Source organism: uncultured Pseudoteredinibacter sp. (assembly GCF_947500695.1).
Lineage (GTDB): Bacteria > Pseudomonadota > Gammaproteobacteria > Pseudomonadales > Cellvibrionaceae > Pseudoteredinibacter.
This window is the reverse complement of the sequence record NZ_CANMSS010000001.1, coordinates 844,235-868,812: the sequence shown is the minus strand read 5'-3', so window position 1 is coordinate 868,812 and position 24,578 is coordinate 844,235. Positions and strand designations below refer to the sequence as shown.

Here is a 24,578-nt window from a genome sequence, read left to right as displayed (position 1 = left end):
GGCTGATCTTACAGTGCTACAAAATCAGCTCTACCACCAGCTTGCTGCCAAAATAAGCCAGCATTAGGGCAATAAAGCCGCCTAGGGTAAACCGTATGGCGGTATTGCCGCGCCAGCCTTTAAAGTGTCGGCCGAATAGTAGAGTGGCATAAATTAGCCAAGAGGCGACCGAGAAAAAGACTTTGTGAGCCAAAGCCTGCTCTGGGTCGACATGCACAAAGAATGTGCCGGTAAGAATCGAGATGCTTAATAGTGCAAAACCCACCCAAAGCAATTCGAACAATAGAGCTTCCATAGTTTGCAGTGGGGGTAGCAAACGTACCATTCCGCTAATCTGTTTGCTGCGCAGCTGGTGATTCTGATAGGCCAGTAAAAGCGCTTGCATGGTGGCAATGGTGAGCAGACTGTAAGCCAGCAGTGACAGCAGGATATGGATGCTGGTAGCTGTATTAAGTTGCAGACTCTGTTCGTCACCGCCAAACAGTAAGGTGCAGGCAATGGCAATCACGCTCATTGGGCTAACTAACAATAAAACATTTAAGGTTGGCTTACGGAGGCTACTGATCAGAATGATGATGTTGATCAGCCAAACTAACAGCGAGGGAACTTTAAAAAAGCTGAGAGAAATCTCGCCACCATCAATAAACTGAAAGGCTAGGCCAGCGCCGTGGAACAGTAGTGCAGGGATAAGTAGACTGCGGAGGTGTTTGGGCTTAGCAGCATGCTGATGTCTGATCTCGGCAATAATAAATGCAAAGATGCCTAAATAGCAGGCAATGGCGAGAACTAAACTTACCGTGGTGGACATCAGTCGCAGTTTCCTTCGTTATAGCGCATAAGGTCAGCCGCTAAGTGTGTCATAAGGCGCGCTTAATGAGAAGTTTTATCACTGTTTCTATGCTGACCGAGGCATTGCCCTCTGTTATACTGCCGTTCTTTTGCGCCTGCCATTGTGGCGGCTGATCAAAGATTAATCCAAAGGCCTGCAGCGCCTTTATGCCGGAGTTGTAACAGCACCATGTTCGACAATTTAAGTGATCGTCTTTCCCACTCGCTAAAGAGTATTACCGGTAAGGCTCGTCTCACCGATGACAATATTAAAAGTACCTTGCGCGAGGTTCGCAAGGCCTTGCTGGAGGCCGATGTTGCACTGCCCGTCGTAAAGACCTTTGTGGATCGCGTGCGTTCCAAGGCTATTGGCTCTCAGGTTGCTAAGTCTTTAAACCCTGGTCAGCAGTTTCTTAAGATCGTAGAGACAGAGCTTGTCGATGTGATGGGGGCTGCGAATGAGTCTCTTAATCTAGCTGCACAGCCACCGGCTGTGGTGTTGATGGCGGGCTTACAGGGTGCGGGTAAAACCACCTCTGTCGCGAAACTAGCTCGTTTCTTGCGTGAGCGAGAGAAGAAAAAAGTTTTGGTGGTCAGTGCGGATATTTATCGTCCGGCGGCAATTCAGCAGCTGGAAACCTTGGCTGGCGAAGTCGAAGTGGAGTTTTTCCCTTCTACTACTGAGCAAAAGCCAGTGGATATCGCCACCGCTGCAATTGATCATGCGAAAAAGCAGTTTATCGATGTGGTGATCGTGGATACTGCGGGTCGCTTGCATATCGACGATACCTTGATGGAAGAGATTCAGGGCCTGCATGCAGCAATTAATCCGGTAGAAACGCTGTTTGTTATCGATGCCATGATTGGTCAGGATGCGGTAAATACCGCCAAGGCTTTCAATGAGGCCTTGCCATTAACTGGTGTGATCTTAACCAAGGCTGATGGTGATGCGCGTGGTGGTGCGGCTTTATCTGTGCGCCAGGTGACCGGTAAGCCAATTAAGTTTATCGGTGTGGGTGAGAAGGTTGATGCCTTAGAGCCATTCCATCCTGATCGAATCGCCAGTCGAATCCTCGGTATGGGTGACGTTATGTCACTTATTGAGCAGGCTGAGCAGAAGATCGATAAGGCCAAGGCCGAAAAACTGGTTAAAAAGGTTCAGAAGGGTCAGAAGTTCGATCTTGAAGATCTCAAAGAGCAGTTCCAGCAGATGAAGAATATGGGTGGTATGGGCTCAATGCTGGACAAATTGCCAGGTATGGGCAATGTGTCCCAGATGGTTGATGAGAACGCCATGGGTAAGCAGTTTGGCCAGATGGAGGCGATCATCAATTCGATGACGCCAGCAGAGCGTCGTAATCCAGATTTGCTGAATGGCTCCCGTAAGCGTCGTATCATCGCTGGCTCAGGCACCCAGATGCAGGATCTTAACCGTCTATTAAAGCAGCACAAGCAGATGGCTAAGATGATGAAGAAGATGAAAGGCGGTGGTATGGCCAAGATGATGCGAGGCCTGGGCGGCATGATGGGTGGTGGCGGTGGAATGCCACCCGGCGGTATGCCTCCAGGTGGCGGCTTGCCTCCAGGCTTTGGCCGTTAAACCATCTGGCTAGTGAATACTGAAAGGCACCTAAGGGTGCCTTTTTCGTTATTGAAAGCTTTGCTATGTGGGCTTTCTTTGCTGCTCCAGTTCCAGTATAATGCCGCGCCTTCTTCGGGCTATAAGCGGTTTCGCTGGCTCAAGAAGGTACTGACTATTGTTCATGCCGTGAGGCAGCACATTGTAAATATAGTAGGAAGACTTACATGGTAAGCATTCGATTAAGCCGTGGTGGCTCTAAAAAGCGTCCTTTTTATCACTTGACTGTAACTGACTCTCGCAATCCGCGTGACGGTCGTTACCTAGAGCGTGTTGGTTTCTTTAACCCTGTAGCTCGTGGTCAAGAAGAGCGTCTACGTGTAGATGCTGAGCGTGTTGATTACTGGGTAGGCCAAGGCGCCCAGATCTCTGATCGCGTTCGTAAGCTGTTAAAAGAAGTAGCGGCAGCTTAAGGCTGTTTGGTCCAATGGCTAGTTCGTCGTCAAATTTGCTTACTGTTGGGCGTATTAACGGGGTATTTGGTATTAAAGGTTGGGTGAAAATCCATTCTGATACTGAGCCTCGGGAAAACATATTTGAGTACTCTCCATGGTGGTTAAAAACACGCCATGGGGTGAAGCCGGTAGAGATTGATGAGTTTAAGGCTCACGGCAATGGTTTGATCGCCCACATTAAGGGTGTTGATGACCGTACCTTGGCAGAAGGTTTTACTAAGGTTGATATTGCTGTTGAGCGCAATCAAATACCGGACTTGGAAGATGGTGAGTATTACTGGCATCAGCTAGTAGGGCTCAAGGTTATTACTGAGCACGGTGGTTCGCCGCAGTTGCTCGGTAAAGTGCAAAAGCTAATGGCAACGGGTGCAAATGATGTGCTGGTTGTTAAAGGGGATAAGGCTGAACTTGGCAGTATTGATAACAAAGAGCGTTTGTTACCTTATGTGCCAGGGCAGTTTGTGATCTCAGTGGATTTGCAAGCTGAAGAAATTCGGGTCGATTGGGACCCTGAGTTTTAACAGCGGTTTTGTGGTTTAAGTTTAGGAGGCAGGTATGCGCATTGCCGTAGTCACTTTGTTTCCTGAGATGTTCGATGCAGTAAGCCGTTACGGTGTATCCGGGCGAGCTTGTGAGCAGGGCGTTTTGGATTTACGGTGTTTTAATCCAAGGGCGCACACCCAAGACCGGCATCAAACTGTTGATGATCGCCCCTACGGCGGTGGCCCTGGGATGCTGATGATGATTCAGCCTCTCAGTGACGCAATTAGCGAAGCAAAGGCTTGGGCACAAGCTGATGGTCAATCTGCTCAGGTGGTGTATATGTCACCTCAGGGCAGGGTTTTTGATCAGGACGCAGCGCAGCAATTTGCGGCAGCGGATAGTGGCAACCTAGTGTTGTTGGCTGGTCGTTACGAGGGTGTCGATGAACGACTTATTCAGGCTCAAGTAGATGCTGAATGGTCGATTGGAGATTATGTTCTCAGTGGCGGTGAGTTAGCGGCAATGGTGATGCTTGATGCCATTACTCGGCTTTTGCCGGGTGCTTTAGGGCATCAGTTATCGGCCGAGCAGGACTCTTTCAGTGATGGTTTGCTGGATTGTCCGCACTATACCAGACCAGAGGTTTTTCAAGAGCAATCGGTTCCTGCAGTTTTGCTGTCAGGTAACCATGAAAAAATTCGCCAATGGCGGCTCAAGCAATCATTGGGTAGAACCTGGCAGCGACGGCCAGATCTATTGGAAAAGTTATCGTTAGACGAGGAGCAGCTAAAGCTGCTGGCTGAATTTAAAGCCGATCTCGATACACTATGAACTGATGTCGAATTGACATTGATATAGACTCGCTGTGAAGCGACAAGAATAGACTGACTTTTGAGGAGTCAATCATGAGCAGCAAAATTATTCAGGAATTGAATAACGAACAATTGAAAAAAGATGTACCTGAGTTCGCTCCAGGTGACACTATCGTTGTTCAAGTTAAAGTAAAAGAAGGTAACCGCGAGCGTCTACAGGCCTTTGAAGGTGTTGTAATTGGTAAGCGTAACCGTGGTTTGAACTCTGCTTTCACCGTACGTAAGATTTCTCACGGTGTTGGTGTAGAGCGTACCTTCCAGCTGCATTCTCCACTGGTTGATAGCATTGCTGTTAAGCGTCGTGGTGATGTTCGTCAGGCTAAGTTGTACTACTTGCGCAACTTGACTGGTAAGGCAGCTCGTATTAAAGAGAAGCTTAACTAAGCCCTTTTTAAGTGTTGCAAAAAAGCCGGCTAAATTGCCGGCTTTTTTGTGTCTATTGAAAATATTTTGTTTGCTCACGCTGCTTGAGCGGTATTTTTGTGCTGTCTGTTTTCACCATCTAATTTTGGAATTTTAACCAAATAGCTTTAAATTGCTTGGTGCTTTTAGCGATTTTGTCACTGGGTTCTGTTCTGGAACGTGTTATTTTTTCTGAATGAGATGGATGGAGTGATTATGAATAAGTTTGCAGCAGATACCCAATTGGAAGAAATTTCAGAGGGTTGCTATCGGGCCCAGGTATCAAGTAACTGGTCAATTATGTCGGCGCCCAATGGCGGTTATCTGATGGCTTTACTCGGGGAAGCTATGAGTCGCTATGCCAAATTGGCAGCGCCGGTACAGATTACTGTGAACTACAGCGCTAAAACTCAAGAGTTGGCACCCTTAGATATTCAGGTGGAACGATTCGCCCTGAGTCGCCAGTTTGATCGCTTGCAGGCGACAGCAAGGCAGGGTGATAGGGTGGTTTTGCAAGCCTTTGGTACCTTTATGGCCGATTATGAGAAAGAGCATAACGGTGAAGAAAAGCTTTTGAATCTAGCCCCGAAAGAAGAATGCAAAACCCGAGCGGGTATGCCGGGTTTAACGGTGTTTGATCAAGTTGAAATGCGCTTAGACCCAGCTACTGCAGGATGGACTAAGGGTGATACAGCAGAATTCTCTGAAATCTATGGTTGGATGCGAATTCCATCGGTGGAGCAGTGGAGTGCTACTTCTCTAATGATGGCCTGCGATACCTGTCCGCCGTCTATTTTTGTCAGTCACGGTGCCTTGGGCTGGGTGCCGACTATTGAAATGAGTGTCCATATTAAAGACATTCCAAAATCCCAGTGGCTTAAAGCTCGCTTTCATAGCAAGTATTTAGGTAAGAGTTTGCTGCAGGAAGATGGTGAGCTTTGGGATGAGGATGATAATCTTGTGGCGGTATCACGACAGTTGGCGCAGTTTATTCGTGCTTAGCAATGTTGTCCTAAGATTGTCGTCTTAAGGTTGTAGTCTTAAACAAAAAGCGAGCTTAAGGCTCGCTTTTTGTTTGCGGGGCTTAGCGCATAGCTGCGCACTTGGTATTATAAACTTTTTGGCCTTTGGCGCGTGTAGCTTTAATAATTTGAACCGTTTGATTCGGAGCATCACTAAACTGGCCGGAGTGCTTGCCGCGGCGTAATTCTGAAATGGCTTCGGCAACGCGAATGCCTTTGATAACGCGACCAAATACGGTATAGCCTTCGTTATCGCCAATATCCAAGTGTTTATTGTTATTAACATTGATATAAAACTGCGATGAGCCAGAATCAGGGTCGTCACCAAGGCGCGCCATGGCAACACTGCCGCAGCTATTGCTTAGCCCATTTGCGGATTCATTTTTAATGGGATCGTCGGTTTCTTTTTTGCTGAAATCAAAACCAAAGCCACCGGTCTGAATCATAAAGCGCGGCATAACGCGATGAAAGATTAGCCCGTCATAGAAGTGTCGGTCGACATATTTCAAGAAATTTTCGACAGCGATGGGGGATTTGTCTGGGTAAAGTTCTAAATAGATATCACCCATGGTGGTTTGCAGTTTGACCTGTGGCCTCTTTTCGCTCCAGGCCTGAGCGCTGAACAGTAAGCTGATACATAGGCCGATCAGGAAAAAAGATTGCTTCAAATTTTTGAAAGATTTCATGTTGACTTAACCCCACTCTGAGTGGCGACGACGAGGGCGAATTGCCGGAACGATCAAGGTGATGAGCACGCCGAGTGCTACCGCTGCGGCGCCATACATAAACCACGTTTGGCTATCTTCTTTTTTTAAGCGTTCATTTTCAGCTTGGGCTACATCAAGCTCGGTTTGTAAAAGTTGGTGATCTTTAGCCAGTTGCTGGTAGTTGTCATTTAGATCGATGGCGTTCGCAGAGATCTGTTTAATCTGGTTTAGCTCGCTGCTCAATGCTGATGAGCCTTGCTCGGCATTGCTTAGCTGTTTCTTTAAACTTTCGTTTTCGTCCTTGAGTACCTTAAGTTGTGCGGCAGCTTGCTGATAGCGCTCATCGCTGCGCTGGGCCTTTTGGGCTGCACTGTCCAGTTTTAGTGCGGCAATGGGCTCTTCCGCAAGATACTGATTTGGTACCCAGCCAATATCACCGTTTTCAAGTTTTACCTGGCTCCAGTTTTCTTCGCTCTGAATCAGGCTTAAGCGAGTGCCGGATTTTAGGCCGCGATGCAAAATGGTGTGTTGATTACTTGGCCCTTTGCGCATTGGTACATAAAGAACGTCGGATATCCAGCGGGATTCTTGTGCAAAGCTGGGTACGGCAAACAAACAGCTGGCAATGGCGCTACTGCTTATGGCAATTTTTACAAGTTGGTTTCGGGTCATGCTCTTAATTCTTTTGATATTTTAATGGGGCGGTTAGGGCAATACTTTCTTAAATGGTTTTACCTTGACGTTGGCGTAGACGCCGGCACTCACATAGGGGTCTTGGTCGGCCCATTCTTGTGCTGCATCCAGGCTGTCAAACTCGGCAACGACTAAGCTGCCGCTGAAACCGGCTTCGCCAGGGTTGTCACTATCAATTGCAGGGTGGGGGCCAGCAATTAATAAGCGGCCTTGCGCTTTTAATTCTTCAAGTCTTGCTAGGTGATCTGGTCTTGCAGCTAAGCGTTTCTCTAAGCTGTTATCTATGTCTTCGCTGATAATGGCGTAATACATGTTTATCCTTGTCGATCGTCTATTGATCTACCACGATGTCATCTAGGCTTAAGCCTGATAAGCGCGTGATAGATCGAAATACGTAAAAAAGTGTTCCCATCATGATGATGGTGGCCGGCACAGCAATTACCGGAAAGCTCAATGCGGTCATTTTTCCTAACTCAGCATTGAAGGCTTCGGTGCCCGGTTCACTAACGAGTAGCATCTTGGCCAAAATATAATTAAGTGCGGACGATAAAAAGAATGAGCTAGCCAACATGATCGATGCGTTACGCATAGCTTTATTAAAGTCATCCATTTTGCCGCGCTCTTGCAATGCCGCTTCAACTTTATCCGTTTGCAAAAATTTATCGTTGTATAAAAACGTTCGCACTAATGGGTATTTGGTTTTTATGGAAATCAAAACAGCAAGGCCGATTAAGCCGGGAATGGCGGCCTCTTTGATAGCAATATATTCTGGTGGCAGTTCCATTAAGCTCATGCCGCCGGTAAGTGCTACGCTGATGATCCCTAAGGCTGAGAAAAAGTTAATCTTGCCGTTGCGAATTAAATCGTTAGCACCATATAAAATCGGAAATGCTAATGCGACAATGATAGCTAGCTTAGTGCCTAGATAATCGTCGCCGCTTAATTTGGTAAGAACTAAGGTCGGGATGACAATGTTCAGTAATAAATTGGCCAATAAGCTTTCTTTTTTTGGTTTATTGGCAGGGATCTCGACCGGCGTAGCTAACGGCTCGCTGGTTTTTGCTTCGCCGCTGTCGGCTGGGTTCGATTCTTTGATGTTCACAATGGCATCTTAATTCTTAGTTAAACGAAAACGTCGGCGTTCAAAAAATGAGCGCCTGTGGGGATTCGTGTTTTATCCTAGCTAACGCGGTACAATGTTAACGCAATACAAGGTTAACGCAGTACAAGGTTAACGCAGTACAATGTTGCTGTTTTAACGGCCAATAGCCGTTATCTCTTATAGCCTAGGAGCGACATGAGCAAAATATATGACCTGCACAGCCACAGTGACTACTCGGACGGTATTTTAAGCCCTTCTGAGCTGGTGTCGAGGGCATATGAGCAATCTGTTAACGTGCTCGCACTTACTGACCACGATACTTTAGCGGGTATTGCGGAAGCTCAGGCCGCTGCGAGTAGCTGCGGCTTAGACCTCATCCCTGGTATAGAGTTCTCCTGCCAGTGGAATGGGCGTGGAATTCATATCGTTGGCTTGAATGTCGACACCAGCAATAAGCAGTTGCTAGACGCTGTTGCAGAGCAGCGCCAGCGCCGCGAATTGCGAACAGAGACGATTGCGAAAAGGCTGCACAAGGCTGGTATTGAAGGCAGTTTGCATTGGGTGCAGCAAAAGGCCGGGAAAGGCACTATTGGGCGCCCGCATTTTGCTCAGTTTTTGGTCGAAAAAGGGCATGTAAGAACGATTAATCTTGCCTTTAAAAAGTACTTGGGTGCAGGTAAGCCAGGCGATGTTAAAAATTTGTGGCCTGATATAGAAGATGCTTGCGGCTGGATTCGAGCTGCAGGTGGCCATGCGGTTTTGGCTCATCCAGATAAGTACAAGTTGACCCGCACCAAATTGCGCGAGCTGTGTGCTGATTTTAAAGAGGCTGGTGGAGCTGCCATTGAGATTGTCAGCGGTAAGCAGCAGGCTAATGTGACTCAGAATATTTTGGGCTTAGCCAAGGAATTTGACTTGCTTGGCTCACTGGGCAGTGACTTTCATCAGCCGCAACAGCCATGGCAAGAGCTTGCTTGCTGCGGAGTTCTGCCGGAGGGCGTTAAGCCTGTTTGGCAAAGCTGGGGCTGAGCGTACGCTGTAAGCCACGAAATTATAGAATTTTAAGCGTTTGACGCTCGCTTTGGGCGCAAGTGAAAACCAGATTTATTGTAGGAGTGCCGTGTGGCTCAGTTTTTCCAAATTCACCCGGATAACCCTCAGGGCCGATTAGTTAATCAAGCGGCTGATATCTTGCGGGGCGGGGGCTTGGTGGCCTTTCCGACAGATTCGGCCTATGCCATTGGTTGTCATTTAGGTGATAAAAAGGCAGTAGATCGTATCCGTCAAATTAGGCAATTGGATAAGCATCATAATTTTACCCTTATGTGCCGCGACTTGTCCGAGTTGGCGACCTATGCCAAAGTCAGCAATAGCGTATTTAGAATGCTAAAGGCCCATACCCCTGGCGCTTATACCTTTGTGCTGGAGGCCACCAATGAAGTGCCTCGTCGAGTTATGCACCCCAAGCGTAAAACCATCGGTCTTCGTGTGCCCGACAACAATATCGCATTGGAGTTGATCGCCGCGCTTGGCGAGCCGCTAATGACCTCAACGCTGATTATGCCGGGTGATGAGTACCCTCTGACGGATCCTTATGACATCCGCGAAACCTTAGAGCATCAGCTCGATTTGGTGGTAGATGGCGGTTATTGCGGCATGGAGGCGACCACTGTGATTGACCTAACAGGTGAAACGCCAGAGCTCATTCGTCAGGGCTGTGGAAGCTTTGACGACTTTATGTCCTAAGCTAAAGCTTTCTGAAGCCTCTTCTCCCTGCAAGGGGCTTCTCTATTGGAATTATCGAAAAGCTTGAGTGCTTTCTTAGCTCTGTTGCCAGACTCTTATTGCCGTTATAATGTCCCGTTTTCATCCATCAAAACAGGTATCCGGGTGACGGACGAACTAGAAGAATTAGCAGGCGCCGAGATGGCGACTGACACTGCTGAATCAGTGTCTGAGCCTGAAACACCTGCCGACCAAGCCGAAGAGCCAGTGCAAGCTTCCTCTGAGGAAGCCACAGCAGAACAGGCCGAGGCGTTAAGTAAAAGCCCCCCTAGCCAAGGAGAAATGCCCTTTGCCATTGTCGATGGTAAAGAGATGACCACCTTGCCGAAGGATTTGTATATTCCACCAGATGCTCTAGAGGTGATTCTAGAGGCTTTTGAAGGGCCTTTGGATTTACTGCTTTATCTGATTCGACGTCAAAACATCGATATCTTGGATATTAATGTGGCGGAGATTACCGCTCAGTATATGCAGTATGTCGAGCTGATGGATGCGATGCAGTTTGAATTGGCCGCTGAGTATCTGTTGATGGCGGCAATGCTTGCCGAGATCAAATCTCGTATGTTGCTACCTAGAAGCAACGAGGTGGAAGAAGATGAGGATGATCCTCGCGCCAACTTGATCCGCCGCTTGCAGGAATATGAACGCTTTAAGAAAGCGGCTGAAGATATTGATGAGCTGCCTCGTGTTGGTCGTGATATTCATCAGGGCTCTGCCCAGCCGCCAGATCGCAACTTGACTCGGCCTGAGCCGGAGGTGGATCTAAAAGAGGTCTTACTGGCATTGTCAGAAGTGTTGCGCCGTGCGGATATGTTTGAAAGCCACCATGTAGAAAAAGAGCGATTGTCGACTCGAGAGCGCATGGGGCAAGTGTTGGATAGCTTAAGCCACAAACAATTTGTTCCCTTCGTGAGTTTGTTCACGGTGGAAGAGGGCAGGCTCGGCGTTGTGGTGACATTTTTGGCGGTGATGGAGCTAATTAAAGAGTCTTTGGTTGAGATTGTCCAAAGTGATGCATTTGGCGCTATTCATGTTAAGGCTCGTGCGCAATAAACGCGTAAACAGTTAAGGATAATATTTATTAATGAACGATAAAATTCTGCTGCGCAAAATTATTGAAGGGGCATTGTTGGCGGCTGCACAGCCACTAACCGTTAAACGCTTGCATGAACTATTTTTAGTCAAAGATGACGAGGAAGATCAAGAGCCGCCAGCGAAAGATGAAATTCAAGCAGCTTTAGAAGATATTCAGGCCGATTGTAAAGATCGAGGTTATGAGTTGGTCGAAGTCGGTTCCGGTTGGCGTTTTCAAGTTGTTGCTGATACGGCCAAGTGGGTAAACCGCTTATGGGAAGAAAAACCGCAAAAATATTCCCGTGCGTTATTGGAAACCTTAGCTTTAATTGCTTACCGCCAGCCGATTACTCGCGGTGATATCGAAGAGATTCGCGGTGTCGCGGTGAGCTCCCATATCATTAAAACGCTTACCGAGCGTGAATGGGTGAAGGTAGTTGGGCACCGCGATGTGCCAGGGCGACCATCGCTATATGCGACAACCAAACAGTTTTTGGATTACTTTAATCTCAATAGTTTGGAGCAGTTGCCAAGCTTGAGTGAAATTGCCGATCTGGAAAAAATGAATCCAGAGCTGCAATTAGATGAGGGTATGGAGATTCCACCCACTAAGGACCTCCCGATCGACCCAGAAGGGGAAGCCGAAAAAGCCGAGGCCGAGCGCCTGGCCGCTGAAGGTACAGAGGCTGAAGGTGGAGAGGTACAGAGCAATGAGCTTGAGGATTCAGAACTTGAGAGCGAAGAGCCTGAAAGTGCTGAAGGTGAAGCCGCTGAAAATGAACAGCAAGTAGATGCTGATCTTGAAGGCTCAGCGCTTGAAGATTCAGAGTCAGAGAACACACTAGAAGCCGAAGCCGAAGCCGAAGCCGAAGCCGAAGCCGAAGCCGAAGCCGAAGCCGAAGCTGCTGAATTAGCAGCAGTAATCGCTCAAGAGGAGGCGGAATTAGCCGCCGCCGAAGAACTAGAACGTGAAATGATGGCCGAACAGGCCGAGCAAGAAAACCAGTAGGTCAGCATGCGCAATGAAAGTGATCAGGCACAACCTGATGAAAAATTACAGAAAGTTTTAGCGCGAGCAGGACTTGGTTCTCGTCGTGAAATGGAGCGTGCCATCTCAGATGGTCGTGTACAGGTTAACGGTGAACTGGCGAAGCTCGGTGATCGTGTTACTGAAAGTGACCGCATTGATTTTGATGGCCGTCGAGTCAGTATTGATAGCGCGGTTCGTGAGCGTCCTAGGGTCTTGTTGTACAACAAGCCCGAAGGGGAGATTTGTTCCCGTAAAGACCCTGAAGGTCGTCGAACTGTTTACGAGCGCTTGCCAAAGTTAAAGTCTGGCCGCTGGATTTCGATTGGGCGTTTGGATTTTAATACCAGTGGTTTGTTGTTATTTACCAATGATGGTGACTTGGCTAATAAGCTTATGCATCCATCTTCAAATATTGACCGCGAATACCTTATTAGGATTCAAGGTGATGTTGATGAGGATATGCTAAAGCGCTTGCGTGAAGGTGTGATGCTTGATGATGGCATGGCGCGCTTTACGGACATTGTAGAAGGGCCTGGAGAAGGTAAAAACCGCTGGTTTTACTGTGTGGTGATGGAAGGTCGTAACCGTGAGGTGCGCCGTTTATGGGAGTCTCAAGGCGTTAATGTTTCGCGTCTTAAGCGGGTAAGATATGGAAATATTTTTATCCCTTCCCATGTGCGAGTAGGTCAGTGGATTGAGCTTAATGATAAAGAAGTCGCCGAGTTGGCTATGACTGCGGGCTTAGAGGCTACTGAAAGACTAATGCAAACTAAGTCCGAAAAAGAGTATCAACGTCGCCATCAAAAGCGCTTGCGAGCAGGTAAGGGGCAGCGACCTCACCACTTTAGTAATCCTGGAAAGCGTAAGTAGGATTGCTATATAGGATTGTTAAACAATTCCTAAGGTTGAAATAAAACGGAAGCTTAGGCTTCCGTTTTACATTTCTAGCAGTGAGTGCTGAACATTGTCCATCAAGTCATAACTCACAACTTTGTTACGACCTTGCTGTTTGGCTTTGTAAAGTGCGCTGTCAGCTCGTTCAAACAAGCTCTCACCATTATCATCCTGATTAAGCTCTGCTGTGCCGATACTGGCCGTTACAGAAATGGCGTGCTGATCGGACTGGGTGTTCAGTGAAGCTATATGGCGACGCACTCGTTCGGCAATCACTCTGGCGCCAGCGGCATCGGTTTTATTAAGCAAGACTACAAACTCTTCACCACCAAAACGGAAAGTTAGGTCGGTCTCACGGCAAACCGTCGTAATCGCTTTGGCGACATTACAAATAACATCATCACCGGCGGCATGGCCGTAGTTATCATTGACGGATTTGAAGTGGTCAATATCGATGACCATCATCGAAAGAGCTTGCTGATAACGATTAGCCAACTGAATTTCGCGTTGCAATGCATTACTCATTGCAGCCCGGTTACCGGTCTGGGTTAAAGGGTCACACATTGCTGCCGCCAAGGCCTGGCGGTAGAGCAGGGCATTTCGTAATGGGTAGATCAATGGACCGAGGAAGGACTCAATTAAGATCAGTTCGTTTTCCGCGAAGCGTTTGGCACGGCTAAATACCACAGCGCCTAGGCCATCATCACCCTCTGCAGTCTGGCGACTCAGTTGATAGTCTACGTGATGTATATTGGGCCGCCCAAGCTTAATGTGTTGTTTGCAAGGGCTGGTGTAAACCATTCCGCCGATATTCACATGCTGCTGCAATTGTTGGAAGAATATCTCTAACACCTGCTCAAGCTCTAAGCTGGTTTGAAGGCGTTGGGTTAAGCGAAAAAGTTCATCGCTTAGATCCTGCTGTGGTACGGCAATACGGCTGGGCGCAATCACTTCTTTGGCCTTACTGGGGCGAGAACTGATTTGTACTGAAGTGACCATATAGCAATCCTAGTGTTATCTCTTAGCTTTCCCAAAAAGCGGCAAGGGATAAAACTTGCCATAGTGGCCATTCAATCCCGCTCTTTGGTGCGATTGCCTATGTAAAAGCGAAAACCGTGCCAGTATTTTTGTGTAATTAATAGCCTTTAAAAACAATAGCTTACATTACGTATACCGTTTGTCGCGCTATTCATGGCGATTTATTGGCGCTGATTCAAAGCTGCTGAAAGCTAGGGTGGCGAAATTTTGCCGCTTGTTAAAAGTTAGATCCAAGGAACCTATGATTAAGTCCCGCCAGTTCTCTGCGGGCATAAAAGCGGCCAGCTACGAGATAGACAGCGCAGTGGATGGCCGGGTACTTTGCAAGCTGGTTGACAAAGTAGATGGCCGCTTTAGTGCCCGTCCTTCGGGTCGTTCAGAGCAATACAGCAGCGGCGTTAATGAATTTCGCCGGGCAACCAGCTCGCCTGTATTCATTGCCTAGCTGCTGCACTGCTCTGAGCGCCAGAGGCGGGCGGGACTTAATCAGAGGTTCCCGAAACAGTCTTTGTGTTTTCTTATTTGCAGGGGCGTTGGCAAAAAGGAGACAATAGCCCTATGTTTTTACTGATTCCCCCAGAGCTCAATTTTTCCTACTACGCACTTGCGATGCTAACGGTGTTGCTGCTGATGTTTGCCGCGATAAAAGCACCTTGGCGGCAATTGATAGCCCACTCGCAGCGCCAGCATGCCTGGTTTGCCGCTATTGTCGCTTTGGCCTTTTTTTGGTTGCTGCAGGTCAATGTGCTAGATGTCATAGCCTTTCACCCCTTAGCCATCACTACGCTCAGTTTGGTTTTTGGTTGGCACCTAGCGGTACTTGGGGGCTCACTCGCTGTAGTGTTGAATAGCGTGCTGTGCAGCCGCTTTGGAATTCAGCTACCTATAGAGCTTTTTCTTAATGTCATTGTGCCGGCGAGCGTTAGCATGGCATTTATTGCTTTATTAGAAAGAATGCGGGTTCGCAACGTCTTTATTTTTATGCTGGGTGGTGGCTTTGTTGGGGCTATGTTATCCCTGCTGGCTGTGTTGTGTTTTTCGGCCTTGTTATTTTATATAATTGCGGCCGATGCCCACTGGGGAATGTTGGCTCAATACGCGCACCTGTTTGCATTGATGCTCTTTCCTGAGGGTTTTATTAATGGTGCTATGACATCGGTGTTAACGATATTTTACCCCCACCTTGTAAGGTCTTATGACGACGATTCCTATTTAGATCGTCACAACTGAGTTTCCACTAGCGGTTCAAAACATGAATTCTGAATTAGATAGCAAGGCGAAGCCTTTTCGTCTTGGCTTTTTATTAAACCCCTATGCCGGTCTAGGCGGTCCTGAAGGCTTAAAGGGCAGTGATGAGATCAGTGATGAGTTGCGCCAACAAGCTGGCCGCTCTGCTGAGCGTGCTAAACGGGCACTCACACCATTATTAGAGCGACAAGCTGATTTAGAAATTCTCACCGCGCCTACTGAAATGGGTGAGCAGCTATTTAAGGAGCTTGGGCTACCCCATCGAGTTGTTGGCACCTTGAGTGATCAAGGTTTTAGTACAGCAGAAGACAGTGAGCGAATCGCTCAAGAGTTAGCGTGTGAGGGTATCGACTTGCTGCTTTTCGTTGGTGGCGATGGTACTGCAAGAAATATGGTCAATGCTTTTTCCTCGGAACTTTCTGCTCAGGTGTGTTTGGGAATTCCAGCTGGTGTAAAAATGCACTCTGCAGTATTTGCCATTAATCCTGAATCGGCAGCTGAAGTGTTGTTATTGCTTCTTAAAAACGGTTTGGTTGACTTGCGCCAGCAAGAAGTGCGCGATATTGATGAGACTCTATTTCGTCAGGGGCAGGTACGGTCAAAGTACTATGGCGAATTATGGGTGCCTGAAGTTGGCCACTTTGTTCAGCAAACCAAGAATTCTGGTCGCGAGGTAGAGGAGCTGGTGTTAGCGGATATTGCTGCTGATATCGTTGAGCGCCTTGAAGACGATGAGTTTTATTTAATTGGTCCTGGAAGTACGCCCAAGGCCGTACTGGATGAGCTGCACTTAGAGGGCACCTTGCTAGGCTTTGATGTTCTACACGCTGGAGAGTTAATCGCCAAGGATGTTGATGCTGGCTACTTAGAAACATTGCTACAGGAGAACCCTGCTAAGTGTAAAGCCTTGATAACAGCTATTGGTGGTCAGGGGCACTTGCTTGGGCGAGGCAATCAGCAACTAAGCCCAGCGGTTTTAAGGGCTTTAGGGCGTGACAATATTTGGGTGTTGGCCACAAAAACAAAAATTACCGAATTGCAGAACAGGCCTCTATTGATCGATAGTAATGACCCAGAACTCGATCGTGGGCTAAGTGGTCATATCCCAGTGCTCTGTGGTTATCGCGATACCATTTATTATCCAATTAGCTGTGGTGTATAAGTGTTTGTTGTTGATGATGTTGTTTTATCAGCTCGGCTGTAGATTTTAGAGGTTGTAGTAGTGTTATCGAACGATACGGAAAAACAGTTTGCTCAGTTGTTGGAGCATATCGAAGAAAAAAAACAGCTGGGAGTTTTTCAATCTAAGGACTCAAGGCGGATATTTCATGGTCGCGGCCAGTGCTATCCAGGCTTGGAGCACATTGTTATTGATTATTACAGCCCAGTATTGTGGATCGTATGTTTTGCTGAAGTAGAAAAATCTTTTTTAGACCTGCTCTGCGAGCAGCTTAAACCCCTAATGGTCGCCAATGATATTTTGGCCTTGGGTGTTTCCTATCGTTATGTACATGGCGCGCCCAGTGAGTGGCTATACTGTGCCGATGGGTTTGATGCTGAAGAGACCTTATTTGCTCGACGTGGAGAGTTGCGCTTTCAGATTCAGCTTGGTGGTCGTCAAAATTCAGGCTTCTTTTTGGATATGGAGCCCGGCCGGAAGTGGCTAGAGGCACATGCTAAAGACAAAAAAGTTCTAAACCTATTTTCTTATACTTGTGCTTTTAGTGTGGTTGCCGCCGCCGCTGGTGCTTCAGAAGTCGTGAATGTCGATATGGCACGTGGTGCACTTAAGACGGGGCAAAAAAATCATCAGTTTAATCATCAGCTTGCTGAGGTTGCAAACTGTAAAACTCGTTTTTTAGCGGAAAACATTTTGAAATCTTGGGGGCGTATCCGTAGGCCTGGCCCCTATGGTGTATTAATCCTTGATCCTCCATCCTTTCAAAAGGGCAGCTTTGTAGCAAAGCAGGATTATGCCAAGCTAATCCGCCGTATTCCCCAGTTGGCCGAGCACGGTGCCGATATTTTATTGTGTTTAAATGCCCCTGAGTTGGGTGAAGACTTTATCGACGAGTTAATCGCACAAGAGTGTCCAGAATGTATTAAAGTCGCGCGTTTGAAGCCGAGTGAGGATTTTCCGGATACCAATAGTGACCAGCAGTTAAAACTGTTTCATTGTCGTTATGAAGGTCAATGGCAGCAGGATATGCGCGCTTAATAGCTATGTGGATGAAGCCTTATATATCACGGCGGATCGGGGTGTTGAGAGTGTTGCTCAAAGGGTTTCAAAGGGTATACAAGTAGCGCATATAGTGGTTTAAGCGAATAGAGCTTTCGCTTTTCAACTTATGACGCAGCAGCTGGGCTCGGCTCAAACCTTCTTCGTGCTTAGCTCTGGTCTCAGAGTCTTGTGGAAAAAACTCAGTATCTTGCTCGAGTAAAGCAAGCAAATTAAATCCTCGTTGACTCAATGTAGCCTGGTCTAAGGCTTCTTGACCTACTGTACTGCCATAACTTAAATACTGATGTTCTGCGAGCCACAGCATAGTGGCGAAGCAGGCTTGGTGGCGGTCGCTTGGCAAACCAAAATCATCTGGCGTATCTGGCCCGATGATATCTTCGGTATAAATTAAATCGCGGCGAGGGAAGTGTCGATAAAGCTGAAGCAGAATACGGGCGCTGTCACGATAAAAGTCATCGATGTGCAAGTCACTCATAGTCTGCTCGGCCTTGTTAGATAAAATTACTGGCGGTAGTGTTCGATAAAATTCGCAAACTGCTCAATCGCGTCTTTGAGCTCTTCTTTGCGGGGCAAAAACACAATCCTAAAGTGGTCTGGGTTCGGCCAGTTAAAAGCGGTTCCTTGTACTAGGAGCACTTTTTTCTGTCGCAAAAAATCTAACACCATTTGCTCATCGTCATGAATCTTATGGATATCCAAATCGATTTTTGGAAATAGATACAGCGCCCCTTTGGGCTTTACACAAGATACGCCGGGAATTTGGCTGATGGCCTCGTGGGCGATGTTGCGCTGCTCGAGCAAGCGCCCACCGGGCAAAATAAGTTCGTTAATACTTTGGTAGCCGCCTAATGCCGTTTGTACCGCATACATTGCTGGAACATTGGCACAAAGGCGCATTGAGGCAAGCATATCTAGGCCTTCACGATAGCCTTTGGCTAAGTGCTTTGCTCCAGAGATAATCATCCAACCGCAGCGAAAGCCGGCCAATCGATAAGACTTGGATAAACCGTTAAAGCTTAGACATACAATATCTTTAGCTAAACGACCCAAAGGCGTAAATTCGGCGTCGTCGTATAAAATCTTGCTGTAGATCTCATCAGCGAATAGCACCAGCTGGTGTTCGCGGGCAATCTGAACCAGCTCTTGTAGCATGGCTTCTGAATAGACAGCGCCCGTCGGGTTATTAGGGTTGATAATAACAATGGCTCGCGTGCGATCGCTAATTTTAGAGCGAATATCGTCCAATGCGGGCTGCCAATCGGATTGCTCGTCACAAAGGTAGTGAACCGGCTTGCCACCGCCCAGTCCTACGGCCGCTGTCCAAAGCGGATAATCAGGGGAGGGGACTAAAATCTCATCGCCATCATTCAGTAGGGCTTGAGTCGCCATCGTGATCAGCTCACTGACGCCATTACCAATATAGATATCTTCAATTTCAACACCGGTAATTTCGAGTTTTTGACACTCCTGCATAATGGCTTTGCGCGCGGCAAAAAGGCCTTTAGAGTGGGTATAACCTTCGGCGGCACTCAGATTGAGAATGACATCCTTAATGATTTCATCGGGTGCAGCGAAATCAAATGGCGCTGGGTTACCAATATTGAGCTTTAAAATACGGCTGCCATCTTCTTCCATGCGTTGAGCGTGTTCTAAAACAGGCCCTCGTATGTCGTAGCAAACCCCGTGAAGTTTGTCTGATTTTTCTATGGTATACATGATGTAGTGCTTTTTGTATGGTGCTTATATTATTGCTGTCGTGCAGCTGCCATTATTCTAGGGGCTGTGGGTGGGATCTGTCGACTTAAAGTTTGATCAATTAGTGGCTAATCGGGCTGTAACCTTTAACAAAAATCGAATTGCAGGTGCAAAAGATGTCTGAGGACATAAAAAACAAAGAATATTGGCGTGATAAGCTCAGCCCTGAGGAATTTCATGTATGCCGAGAGCAGGGGACGGAGCGAGCGTTTACAGGCGAATATTGGAATCATAAAGAGCAAGGGCAATACCTATGCCGTTGCTGTGGTGAGCCGCTGTTTGAATCCGAGTCAAAATTTGACTCGGGTTGTGGCTGGCCAAGTTTCACTCAGCCTGCCGAGCGACAAGCTGTGGAAGAGCAGATGGATCGCAGTCATGGCATGGTACGTACCGAGGTGCATTGTCGAAAATGTGCCTGTCATTTGGGCCATGTTTTTACCGATGGGCCGGCACCTAAAGGCCTTCGCTACTGTATAAACTCCCTTTCTATTCGTTTTAAAGAGGACGATTAATGCTGTCTTTTGCCGATATTCAGGCTACCGCAGAACTGCACAAAGGGGGCGCCAAGTCTGTAGCCGCTATGTTGCCTGAAGTGGCGAGTGATAAACAATTGTTGGCAAATAGTGATGCTTATTATTTGTCGATGATGAGTCGAAGAGTATTTAGAGCCGGTTTAAAACATGAGCTAGTCGATAATAAGTGGCCGGCCTTCGAAAGAGCCTTTCACGGCTTTGACCCTTATGACGTATTGATGATGAGCGATGAAGACCTAGAGGCTCAAATGCAGAACCGAGAAATCATTCGGCATTTTGGTAAAATTCGCTCGATTCGCAGTAATGCTCAAATGCTTAGAGAGATCAGTCAGGAGTTTGGCAGTTTTGGCCGTTTCCTAGCGGACTGGCCAGTGGATAATATATGTGAGCTTTGGTTTATGCTGAAGAAAAAAGGTGCGCAATTGGGTGGTCTATCAACGCCAAGGTTTTTGCGTATGGTGGGCAAAGACACTTTTATATTGACTGATGATGTGGTGGCCAGCCTTATTTCTCAAGAGATTGTTGATAAAAAGCCAACTTCTCAAAGGGATATTAGATCTGCCCAGTCAGCCTTTAATAAATGGCACGAAGAAAGTGGTTTGGCGATGTCTCATATAAGTCGAATCGTATCGTTTACCGCTAATGTCGATTATGCATACCCTTAATTTTAAGACATGCTCTAGACGTCATGCTTTTAGAGCTGTTTGAAATCACATTAAAAAGTAGCTTTGGTAATTGTTGTAGTAAGTTTTAAATCTAGTAACTCAGAATTGATAAACAAAGGATCATTATGAACAACCCTGCTGTTAAGAAGCCTTGGACCATTTGGTTAATTAGGGCACAAATTTTATTGTTGGCCGTTTTGCCGGTGCTGATATTGGCTTATCGCAGTGGAAGCTTAGATTTAAAAATGGGCTTTCTGGGGTCGGCATTCAGTATGTTAACAGTTGTCGCTTTGGGTGTATTGGCACTTTTGGTGCTCCTGTATGCCTTGGTCGCTGGTAAGGAAGCTCTTCGTTCGAGCAGTTTAGTGGCAACCTTAATAGGCGCGCTGCCGGTTTTGGCTGTCGTGTTTACGGTTGGTTTAGGGGCATTCTCAGTGCCTGCTATTCACGATATCACCACCGATACCAGTCGCCCGCCATTATTTGTTTCGGCATTGGTAGAGCGTAAAGATAGCGATAACCCTATTGAGTATAATTTTGAGAAGTTACCGAAGTTGCAAGCGGAAGCTTATCCTGACCTTAAGCCTTTGCGATTAGCGATGAGCCCGCAAGCGGCCTTTGAGAAAGCAAAGGCGGTTGTTGCTGATTTCGGTTGGCAGTTGCAATGGGAAGATGCAAAAACTGGACATGTTGAAGCGTTGGTTGAAAGTGCGGTATTTGGCTTTAAAGATGATGTCATTATTCGAATTGAAGCCAATGCCAGCGGCAGCGTGATAGATGTTAGATCGGCCTCAAGGGTGGGGGTTAGTGATTTAGGAGCCAATGCTAAGCGTATTCGGACTTTCTTAAAAGCTATGCAATCCTAGTCGATAGCTATGTGTCGAGGCCTCCTTGTTAGTTAGGCCTCGACACAATTCAGTGCGATCAATCGTAGAAATTCTTCTTTTTCCAATCGCCGTCGTCCCACTTTTTGGTTTCTGCCTCGAGCGCTTCTTTTTCTGCTTTAATTCGGTCTTGTTCCGCTTTAGCCATATCGCTGGCGCTGTTAATCCATTCTTGATGGTTGCGAATATTTTCATTAAAAACATGGTCGCTATTGTATTTGGTAAGAATGGTATTGGCTTGGGTAAAGTAGTGGGCTGCCAATTGATGTTTGCCATTGGCAAGTGCACCACGTGCTTGAATATCATGTTCATCGGCCGCTAATAGGGCCATTTTGTTTTTAATGATGTTTCGAGCCTCTGCCGCTTTGGTGGAGTTAAGCGCGCCTTTTTGCCCAAGTTGTTGGAAAAATTTTAATAACAGCTTTAAATTTTTACGGGTGCCGGTAATTTGCCTGGCATTGCTAAGAGACTTTAATTGGTTACTGCCTTTTTGTTTGCTCAGCGCTAAGTAGCGCTCATTGGCTTGCTGCAGCATGGTTTTGTGGCTGCCTTCGTCCGGCTGTAGGTTTGTCAGCTCTTCGAAAGTAACGACCAAGGCTTGCTGAATAATTATGCTTAATGAAGAGCCCAGGTAATTAGGCGGAAAGCAAGACATAGTTTCTTCAATTTTACGGGCGCGTGTTTTTAAGGAGTTAATCAGCAGGCGGCGCTTTTCCCGCTTTGAGTTAACGCTGTGCGTGAAAAGGGCATAGCAAGCCAGAATTGACAAAACAATGACAATTCCCGCGGTTACCACAATTGGTACATTGGCTCCCATATATTCCTGCGTCTCGCTGGGTCTTTCTTCTATTTAGAATAGGCGACTCTTTTGATGTCTTAAAGAATTGCCGCTCTGGTAGATTGTATTTAATAGTCGTGATGTTGAACAAGGTGCCACGGCTATAGCTAAAGTATAGACAGTGTATCGGCAGCTTTGGGAAATAATAGAGCTTTAATCCAATTTGATGGGCAAACATAGGACACATATAGATAATCAAGCTTTTGACGATGCAATCATCTCAATTTATGAGGGCAAAACGTACAAAATTTATAGAAGAGTAGGGCGCCAATGACTGTGAAGTAGACGTTCTGTTGTTAAATTGCGCAGTTCGCTAAGTTGTTGTTTCAAAAACAATAAAAATCAAAAACAAGTGTTGACAGCTGGGGCTCATCTCCATAGAATGCGCCCCACTTCTGACGCAGACAGCGTTTTGAAGGTCCTACGTCCCCTTCGTCTAGAGGCCTAGGACACCGCCCTTTCACGGCGGTAACAGGGGTTCGACTCCCCTAGGGGACGCCATTAGCGGGAATAGCTCAGTTGGTAGAGCACAACCTTGCCAAGGTTGGGGTCGCGAGTTCGAATCTCGTTTCCCGCTCCAGTTTCTTTTAGAGTCTACAGATCTTTTCGTTTTGTTAACTCCCTAGCTTGGTTGCCCTTGCTCCAGACGGGAATCAAGATTACATCTCGTTTGTCGCTCTCTTGCTCCTGCAATCGCGACATTAGCATGTCCGTATGCGTCGATTCGCGCCATCCGGAGCGCTCACCCCTGCGGGGCAGTAGAGCTGTCTAAAATCGCTCCAGGCGATTTTGTCCCGCTACCGTGGCTGCTATTGCTTTGTTTGATTCTTCTTAAAATCCTGTTTTTTAGTTGTTACGTTAGTGACGTGTTCGTGTTTTTCGATTCCGTCATCCGGATTCTTCCCTTTTGGGTGGTGGAGCTTCCTTTCGTTGCTTAGGGTAATTTGTCTCGCTTACGTAGCTTCGGGAATATTTCTTCATTTCTCCACTAGGCGTCTGTTTAAGAATTATTAGTGAGGTGAGGGGGCTTGTCGGTGCTTCATGGTGGGGTTGTGACTGGGAGCCCTTCTTATGCTCTCTAGGGTGGCTTTGGGGTATTTGTTTCGGCTATCGCTATCTGCCTTTTATGCACTACCTTGTAATTGGCTTGATTCCTTGGGGGGGAAGGCATGGCTGTATTGATTCTTCGATCTGATGGTCTTAAAAACTCTATAAGCCTTTGTTTTTAAAAAATATTAAAAAAACTGTAACTAGTTGTTGACAGGGGTAGGGTAGATCTCTAGAATGCGCAGCTCTTCCGGCACAGACAGTGTTTGGAAAGTCCTAAGTCCCCTTCGTCTAGAGGCCTAGGACACCGCCCTTTCACGGCGGTAACAGGGGTTCGACTCCCCTAGGGGACGCCATTGCGGGAATAGCTCAGTTGGTAGAGCACAACCTTGCCAAGGTTGGGGTCGCGAGTTCGAATCTCGTTTCCCGCTCCAGTTTCTTTCGGAATCTGCAGATCTTTTCGTTTCGATGACTCTTTCACCCGGTGCATTTGCTACACACGGGAATCGAGATTACATCTCGTTTGTCGCTCTTTTGCTCCTGCAATCGCGACATTAGCATGTCCGTATGCGTCGATTCACGCCATCCGGGCACTCACCCCTTCGAGGCAGTAGGGCTGTCTAAAATCGCTCCGGGCGATTTTGTCCCGCTACAGTGTCTTCGATTAGTCTATTTGATTTCCTTTAAAATTCTTCTGTTTTAGTTTTCGTGATATTGGCGTACGCCTATACGTCAACTTGTCCCGAAGATGCGCTTATCCTTTATTGGGTGATGGGCTTGTCTAAAGTCGCTTTGGGCGAGTTTATTCCGACTTTGAATTGGGGTCAGAACCCTTGGGTTCTGGCCCCGGGTTACCTGCGGGCTTAGGTGTTCTTGTGTGCTTAGTGGGGAAATAAATTTAGCTGCTGCACTAGAAAAAAACACAATAGCCTCAATATAGGCTATCTCAGTGGAGCCCAAAGATACGTGCGCGTTCCTCTTGGTAGTCGTTGCTTTCTTTGTCGTAGCAGGCTTCTTCGAGCTGTTGAAACTTGCTGATTTCCTCGTCTGGCATGTAGTGCAGGCAGTCGCCGCCGAAGTACCAAAATAAATCTCTTGGGATTAAGGCGGTGATGTGGGCTTGATTGGCGACGCTTTGGCCGATTAGCCATTGGCCCTGTTCAAAATAGCTTTCGTCATGAGGAGTGTTTGAATCAGCAAGGCGCTTGAGTGTATCGATAAATCGCTGATCACTTTCAGTTAGGGGTAATTCTTCATTTGCCTCGGCAAAAGGTGCTTGTTGGCTAACTTCACGCGCCAGATTCTGCAGTTGTTGTGTACAATATTGTTTTTGATTCATGGT

At 47.1% G+C, this 24,578-nt stretch carries 28 protein-coding genes and 4 tRNA genes; 22 read left to right on the top strand and 10 right to left on the bottom strand.

Annotated elements, in window-relative coordinates; translation table 11 throughout:
* Positions 1 to 16 precede the first annotated feature (16 nt).
* Positions 17 to 808 (bottom strand): cytochrome c biogenesis protein CcsA, encoded by a 792-nt coding sequence (gene ccsA, locus Q1A08_RS03600; protein WP_299769831.1) that lies wholly within the window; start codon positions 806 to 808, stop codon positions 17 to 19.
* A 210-nt stretch (positions 809 to 1,018) separates the two neighbouring features.
* Between ccsA and ffh the strand changes: the two genes are divergently transcribed.
* From ffh to Q1A08_RS03570, 6 genes are all read left to right on the top strand, one after another.
* The gene (ffh, locus tag Q1A08_RS03595; RefSeq protein ID WP_299769828.1) at positions 1,019 to 2,428 is read left to right on the top strand and encodes a signal recognition particle protein; all 1,410 of its coding nucleotides are present in this window, start codon (positions 1,019 to 1,021) and stop codon (positions 2,426 to 2,428) included.
* A gap of 206 nt (positions 2,429 to 2,634) precedes the next feature.
* Positions 2,635 to 2,880, top strand: a complete 246-nt coding sequence (gene rpsP / locus Q1A08_RS03590) for a 30S ribosomal protein S16 (protein WP_299769825.1) — start codon at positions 2,635 to 2,637, stop codon at positions 2,878 to 2,880.
* Positions 2,881 to 2,894: 14 nt separating this feature from the next.
* The gene (gene rimM / locus Q1A08_RS03585; protein WP_299769822.1) at positions 2,895 to 3,443 is read left to right on the top strand and encodes a ribosome maturation factor RimM; all 549 of its coding nucleotides are present in this window, start codon (positions 2,895 to 2,897) and stop codon (positions 3,441 to 3,443) included.
* 34 nt (positions 3,444 to 3,477) lie between these two features.
* A complete protein-coding gene (trmD, locus tag Q1A08_RS03580; RefSeq protein ID WP_299769819.1) occupies positions 3,478 to 4,236 on the top strand; it encodes a tRNA (guanosine(37)-N1)-methyltransferase TrmD in 759 nt (252 codons plus the stop codon).
* Between the two features lie 74 nt (positions 4,237 to 4,310).
* Positions 4,311 to 4,661 carry a 50S ribosomal protein L19 gene (gene rplS / locus Q1A08_RS03575; RefSeq protein ID WP_299769816.1) on the top strand — a complete coding sequence of 117 codons (351 nt, stop codon included), beginning with the start codon at positions 4,311 to 4,313 and terminating at the stop codon, positions 4,659 to 4,661.
* Between the two features lie 234 nt (positions 4,662 to 4,895).
* Positions 4,896 to 5,681, top strand: a complete 786-nt coding sequence (locus Q1A08_RS03570; RefSeq protein ID WP_299769814.1) for a thioesterase family protein — start codon at positions 4,896 to 4,898, stop codon at positions 5,679 to 5,681.
* An 82-nt stretch (positions 5,682 to 5,763) separates the two neighbouring features.
* Here Q1A08_RS03570 and Q1A08_RS03565 read toward each other — a convergent pair whose 3' ends face one another.
* Genes Q1A08_RS03565 through Q1A08_RS03550 form a run of 4 tightly spaced genes read right to left on the bottom strand, consistent with a single transcriptional unit; the run spans position 5,764 to position 8,128 of the window.
* A complete protein-coding gene (locus tag Q1A08_RS03565; protein WP_299769811.1) occupies positions 5,764 to 6,387 on the bottom strand; it encodes a peptidylprolyl isomerase in 624 nt (207 codons plus the stop codon).
* A gap of 6 nt (positions 6,388 to 6,393) precedes the next feature.
* Complete coding sequence (locus Q1A08_RS03560; RefSeq protein WP_299769808.1) at positions 6,394 to 7,080, bottom strand: TIGR04211 family SH3 domain-containing protein; 687 nt, start codon at positions 7,078 to 7,080, stop codon at positions 6,394 to 6,396.
* Positions 7,081 to 7,113: 33 nt separating this feature from the next.
* Positions 7,114 to 7,413 (bottom strand): YciI family protein, encoded by a 300-nt coding sequence (locus tag Q1A08_RS03555; RefSeq protein WP_299769804.1) that lies wholly within the window; start codon positions 7,411 to 7,413, stop codon positions 7,114 to 7,116.
* Positions 7,414 to 7,432: 19 nt separating this feature from the next.
* On the bottom strand, positions 7,433 to 8,128 hold the full coding sequence (locus Q1A08_RS03550) for a VC0807 family protein (RefSeq protein ID WP_299769913.1): 696 nt from the start codon (positions 8,126 to 8,128) through the stop codon (positions 7,433 to 7,435).
* A gap of 270 nt (positions 8,129 to 8,398) precedes the next feature.
* Here Q1A08_RS03550 and Q1A08_RS03545 point away from each other — a divergent pair, with 270 nt between their 5' ends.
* The 5 genes from Q1A08_RS03545 to rluB all read left to right on the top strand — a co-directional run bounded on the left by Q1A08_RS03545 (position 8,399) and on the right by rluB (position 12,962).
* On the top strand, positions 8,399 to 9,232 hold the full coding sequence (locus Q1A08_RS03545) for a PHP domain-containing protein (protein ID WP_299769801.1): 834 nt from the start codon (positions 8,399 to 8,401) through the stop codon (positions 9,230 to 9,232).
* 93 nt (positions 9,233 to 9,325) lie between these two features.
* Positions 9,326 to 9,949, top strand: coding sequence for an L-threonylcarbamoyladenylate synthase (locus Q1A08_RS03540; protein ID WP_299769799.1), 624 nt, complete (start codon positions 9,326 to 9,328; stop codon positions 9,947 to 9,949).
* A 45-nt stretch (positions 9,950 to 9,994) separates the two neighbouring features.
* A complete protein-coding gene (locus Q1A08_RS03535) occupies positions 9,995 to 11,041 on the top strand; it encodes a ScpA family protein (RefSeq protein ID WP_299769796.1) in 1,047 nt (348 codons plus the stop codon).
* Between the two features lie 31 nt (positions 11,042 to 11,072).
* Complete coding sequence (gene scpB, locus Q1A08_RS03530; RefSeq protein ID WP_299769793.1) at positions 11,073 to 12,071, top strand: SMC-Scp complex subunit ScpB; 999 nt, start codon at positions 11,073 to 11,075, stop codon at positions 12,069 to 12,071.
* A gap of 6 nt (positions 12,072 to 12,077) precedes the next feature.
* The gene (rluB, locus tag Q1A08_RS03525) at positions 12,078 to 12,962 is read left to right on the top strand and encodes a 23S rRNA pseudouridine(2605) synthase RluB (RefSeq protein WP_299769790.1); all 885 of its coding nucleotides are present in this window, start codon (positions 12,078 to 12,080) and stop codon (positions 12,960 to 12,962) included.
* A gap of 66 nt (positions 12,963 to 13,028) precedes the next feature.
* Here rluB and Q1A08_RS03520 read toward each other — a convergent pair whose 3' ends face one another.
* Positions 13,029 to 13,985 (bottom strand): GGDEF domain-containing protein, encoded by a 957-nt coding sequence (locus Q1A08_RS03520; protein WP_299769787.1) that lies wholly within the window; start codon positions 13,983 to 13,985, stop codon positions 13,029 to 13,031.
* A 280-nt stretch (positions 13,986 to 14,265) separates the two neighbouring features.
* Here Q1A08_RS03520 and Q1A08_RS03515 point away from each other — a divergent pair, with 280 nt between their 5' ends.
* From Q1A08_RS03515 to Q1A08_RS03500, 4 genes are all read left to right on the top strand, one after another.
* Positions 14,266 to 14,469 carry a hypothetical protein gene (locus Q1A08_RS03515; protein WP_299769785.1) on the top strand — a complete coding sequence of 68 codons (204 nt, stop codon included), beginning with the start codon at positions 14,266 to 14,268 and terminating at the stop codon, positions 14,467 to 14,469.
* A gap of 113 nt (positions 14,470 to 14,582) precedes the next feature.
* Positions 14,583 to 15,254, top strand: coding sequence for a hypothetical protein (locus Q1A08_RS03510; RefSeq protein WP_299769782.1), 672 nt, complete (start codon positions 14,583 to 14,585; stop codon positions 15,252 to 15,254).
* 22 nt (positions 15,255 to 15,276) lie between these two features.
* Positions 15,277 to 16,434, top strand: coding sequence for an ATP-NAD kinase family protein (locus Q1A08_RS03505; protein ID WP_299769778.1), 1,158 nt, complete (start codon positions 15,277 to 15,279; stop codon positions 16,432 to 16,434).
* Between the two features lie 60 nt (positions 16,435 to 16,494).
* Entirely contained in the window at positions 16,495 to 17,490 is a 996-nt protein-coding gene (locus Q1A08_RS03500) for a class I SAM-dependent methyltransferase (RefSeq protein WP_299769775.1), read from the top strand.
* Between the two features lie 67 nt (positions 17,491 to 17,557).
* On the opposite strand, the gene Q1A08_RS03495 is transcribed toward Q1A08_RS03500, so the two are convergent.
* Positions 17,558 to 17,989, bottom strand: coding sequence for a hypothetical protein (locus tag Q1A08_RS03495; protein ID WP_299769772.1), 432 nt, complete (start codon positions 17,987 to 17,989; stop codon positions 17,558 to 17,560).
* A 26-nt stretch (positions 17,990 to 18,015) separates the two neighbouring features.
* Positions 18,016 to 19,230: a pyridoxal phosphate-dependent aminotransferase gene (locus Q1A08_RS03490; RefSeq protein ID WP_299769769.1), complete on the bottom strand. Its 1,215-nt coding sequence runs from the start codon at positions 19,228 to 19,230 to the stop codon at positions 18,016 to 18,018.
* Between the two features lie 155 nt (positions 19,231 to 19,385).
* Between Q1A08_RS03490 and msrB the strand changes: the two genes are divergently transcribed.
* From msrB to Q1A08_RS03475, 3 genes are all read left to right on the top strand, one after another.
* A complete protein-coding gene (gene msrB, locus Q1A08_RS03485; RefSeq protein WP_299769766.1) occupies positions 19,386 to 19,781 on the top strand; it encodes a peptide-methionine (R)-S-oxide reductase MsrB in 396 nt (131 codons plus the stop codon).
* The gene (locus tag Q1A08_RS03480; RefSeq protein WP_299769763.1) at positions 19,781 to 20,467 is read left to right on the top strand and encodes a DNA-3-methyladenine glycosylase I; all 687 of its coding nucleotides are present in this window, start codon (positions 19,781 to 19,783) and stop codon (positions 20,465 to 20,467) included. Before msrB ends, Q1A08_RS03480 begins: the two co-directional genes overlap by 1 nt.
* A 125-nt stretch (positions 20,468 to 20,592) precedes the next feature.
* Entirely contained in the window at positions 20,593 to 21,333 is a 741-nt protein-coding gene (locus tag Q1A08_RS03475) for a DUF1499 domain-containing protein (RefSeq protein WP_299769760.1), read from the top strand.
* A gap of 58 nt (positions 21,334 to 21,391) precedes the next feature.
* Here the strand turns inward: Q1A08_RS03475 and Q1A08_RS03470 are convergent, their stop codons facing one another.
* A complete protein-coding gene (locus Q1A08_RS03470) occupies positions 21,392 to 22,168 on the bottom strand; it encodes a hypothetical protein (RefSeq protein ID WP_299769757.1) in 777 nt (258 codons plus the stop codon).
* A gap of 446 nt (positions 22,169 to 22,614) precedes the next feature.
* Between Q1A08_RS03470 and Q1A08_RS03465 the strand changes: the two genes are divergently transcribed.
* The 4 genes from Q1A08_RS03465 (at position 22,615) to Q1A08_RS03450 (ending at position 23,670) form a co-directional block, all read left to right on the top strand.
* Positions 22,615 to 22,690: transfer RNA gene (locus Q1A08_RS03465), tRNA-Glu, on the top strand.
* A 3-nt stretch (positions 22,691 to 22,693) separates the two neighbouring features.
* A tRNA-Gly gene (locus Q1A08_RS03460) sits at positions 22,694 to 22,769 on the top strand.
* Positions 22,770 to 23,516: 747 nt separating this feature from the next.
* A tRNA-Glu gene (locus Q1A08_RS03455) sits at positions 23,517 to 23,592 on the top strand.
* A gap of 2 nt (positions 23,593 to 23,594) precedes the next feature.
* Positions 23,595 to 23,670: transfer RNA gene (locus Q1A08_RS03450), tRNA-Gly, on the top strand.
* A gap of 512 nt (positions 23,671 to 24,182) precedes the next feature.
* Here Q1A08_RS03450 and Q1A08_RS03445 read toward each other — a convergent pair.
* Positions 24,183 to 24,575: a PA2817 family protein gene (locus tag Q1A08_RS03445; RefSeq protein ID WP_299769755.1), complete on the bottom strand. Its 393-nt coding sequence runs from the start codon at positions 24,573 to 24,575 to the stop codon at positions 24,183 to 24,185.
* Positions 24,576 to 24,578 lie beyond the last annotated feature (3 nt).

What these genes read in the sequence shown, in the direction of transcription:
- ccsA (WP_299769831.1), bottom strand. Translation starts at nt 808, where the DNA reads ATGTCCACCACGGTAAGTTTAGTTCTCGCCATTGCCTGCTATTTAGGC.
- ffh (WP_299769828.1), top strand. Translation starts at nt 1,019, where the DNA reads ATGTTCGACAATTTAAGTGATCGTCTTTCCCACTCGCTAAAGAGTATT.
- rpsP (WP_299769825.1), top strand. Translation starts at nt 2,635, where the DNA reads ATGGTAAGCATTCGATTAAGCCGTGGTGGCTCTAAAAAGCGTCCTTTT.
- rimM (WP_299769822.1), top strand. Translation starts at nt 2,895, where the DNA reads ATGGCTAGTTCGTCGTCAAATTTGCTTACTGTTGGGCGTATTAACGGG.
- trmD (WP_299769819.1), top strand. Translation starts at nt 3,478, where the DNA reads ATGCGCATTGCCGTAGTCACTTTGTTTCCTGAGATGTTCGATGCAGTA.
- rplS (WP_299769816.1), top strand. Translation starts at nt 4,311, where the DNA reads ATGAGCAGCAAAATTATTCAGGAATTGAATAACGAACAATTGAAAAAA.
- Q1A08_RS03570 (WP_299769814.1), top strand. Translation starts at nt 4,896, where the DNA reads ATGAATAAGTTTGCAGCAGATACCCAATTGGAAGAAATTTCAGAGGGT.
- Q1A08_RS03565 (WP_299769811.1), bottom strand. Translation starts at nt 6,387, where the DNA reads ATGAAATCTTTCAAAAATTTGAAGCAATCTTTTTTCCTGATCGGCCTA.
- Q1A08_RS03560 (WP_299769808.1), bottom strand. Translation starts at nt 7,080, where the DNA reads ATGACCCGAAACCAACTTGTAAAAATTGCCATAAGCAGTAGCGCCATT.
- Q1A08_RS03555 (WP_299769804.1), bottom strand. Translation starts at nt 7,413, where the DNA reads ATGTATTACGCCATTATCAGCGAAGACATAGATAACAGCTTAGAGAAA.
- Q1A08_RS03545 (WP_299769801.1), top strand. Translation starts at nt 8,399, where the DNA reads ATGAGCAAAATATATGACCTGCACAGCCACAGTGACTACTCGGACGGT.
- scpB (WP_299769793.1), top strand. Translation starts at nt 11,073, where the DNA reads ATGAACGATAAAATTCTGCTGCGCAAAATTATTGAAGGGGCATTGTTG.
- rluB (WP_299769790.1), top strand. Translation starts at nt 12,078, where the DNA reads ATGCGCAATGAAAGTGATCAGGCACAACCTGATGAAAAATTACAGAAA.
- Q1A08_RS03520 (WP_299769787.1), bottom strand. Translation starts at nt 13,985, where the DNA reads ATGGTCACTTCAGTACAAATCAGTTCTCGCCCCAGTAAGGCCAAAGAA.
- Q1A08_RS03515 (WP_299769785.1), top strand. Translation starts at nt 14,266, where the DNA reads ATGATTAAGTCCCGCCAGTTCTCTGCGGGCATAAAAGCGGCCAGCTAC.
- Q1A08_RS03510 (WP_299769782.1), top strand. Translation starts at nt 14,583, where the DNA reads ATGTTTTTACTGATTCCCCCAGAGCTCAATTTTTCCTACTACGCACTT.
- Q1A08_RS03505 (WP_299769778.1), top strand. Translation starts at nt 15,277, where the DNA reads ATGAATTCTGAATTAGATAGCAAGGCGAAGCCTTTTCGTCTTGGCTTT.
- Q1A08_RS03495 (WP_299769772.1), bottom strand. Translation starts at nt 17,989, where the DNA reads ATGAGTGACTTGCACATCGATGACTTTTATCGTGACAGCGCCCGTATT.
- Q1A08_RS03490 (WP_299769769.1), bottom strand. Translation starts at nt 19,230, where the DNA reads ATGTATACCATAGAAAAATCAGACAAACTTCACGGGGTTTGCTACGAC.
- msrB (WP_299769766.1), top strand. Translation starts at nt 19,386, where the DNA reads ATGTCTGAGGACATAAAAAACAAAGAATATTGGCGTGATAAGCTCAGC.
- Q1A08_RS03480 (WP_299769763.1), top strand. Translation starts at nt 19,781, where the DNA reads ATGCTGTCTTTTGCCGATATTCAGGCTACCGCAGAACTGCACAAAGGG.
- Q1A08_RS03475 (WP_299769760.1), top strand. Translation starts at nt 20,593, where the DNA reads ATGAACAACCCTGCTGTTAAGAAGCCTTGGACCATTTGGTTAATTAGG.
- Q1A08_RS03470 (WP_299769757.1), bottom strand. Translation starts at nt 22,168, where the DNA reads ATGGGAGCCAATGTACCAATTGTGGTAACCGCGGGAATTGTCATTGTT.
- Q1A08_RS03445 (WP_299769755.1), bottom strand. Translation starts at nt 24,575, where the DNA reads ATGAATCAAAAACAATATTGTACACAACAACTGCAGAATCTGGCGCGT.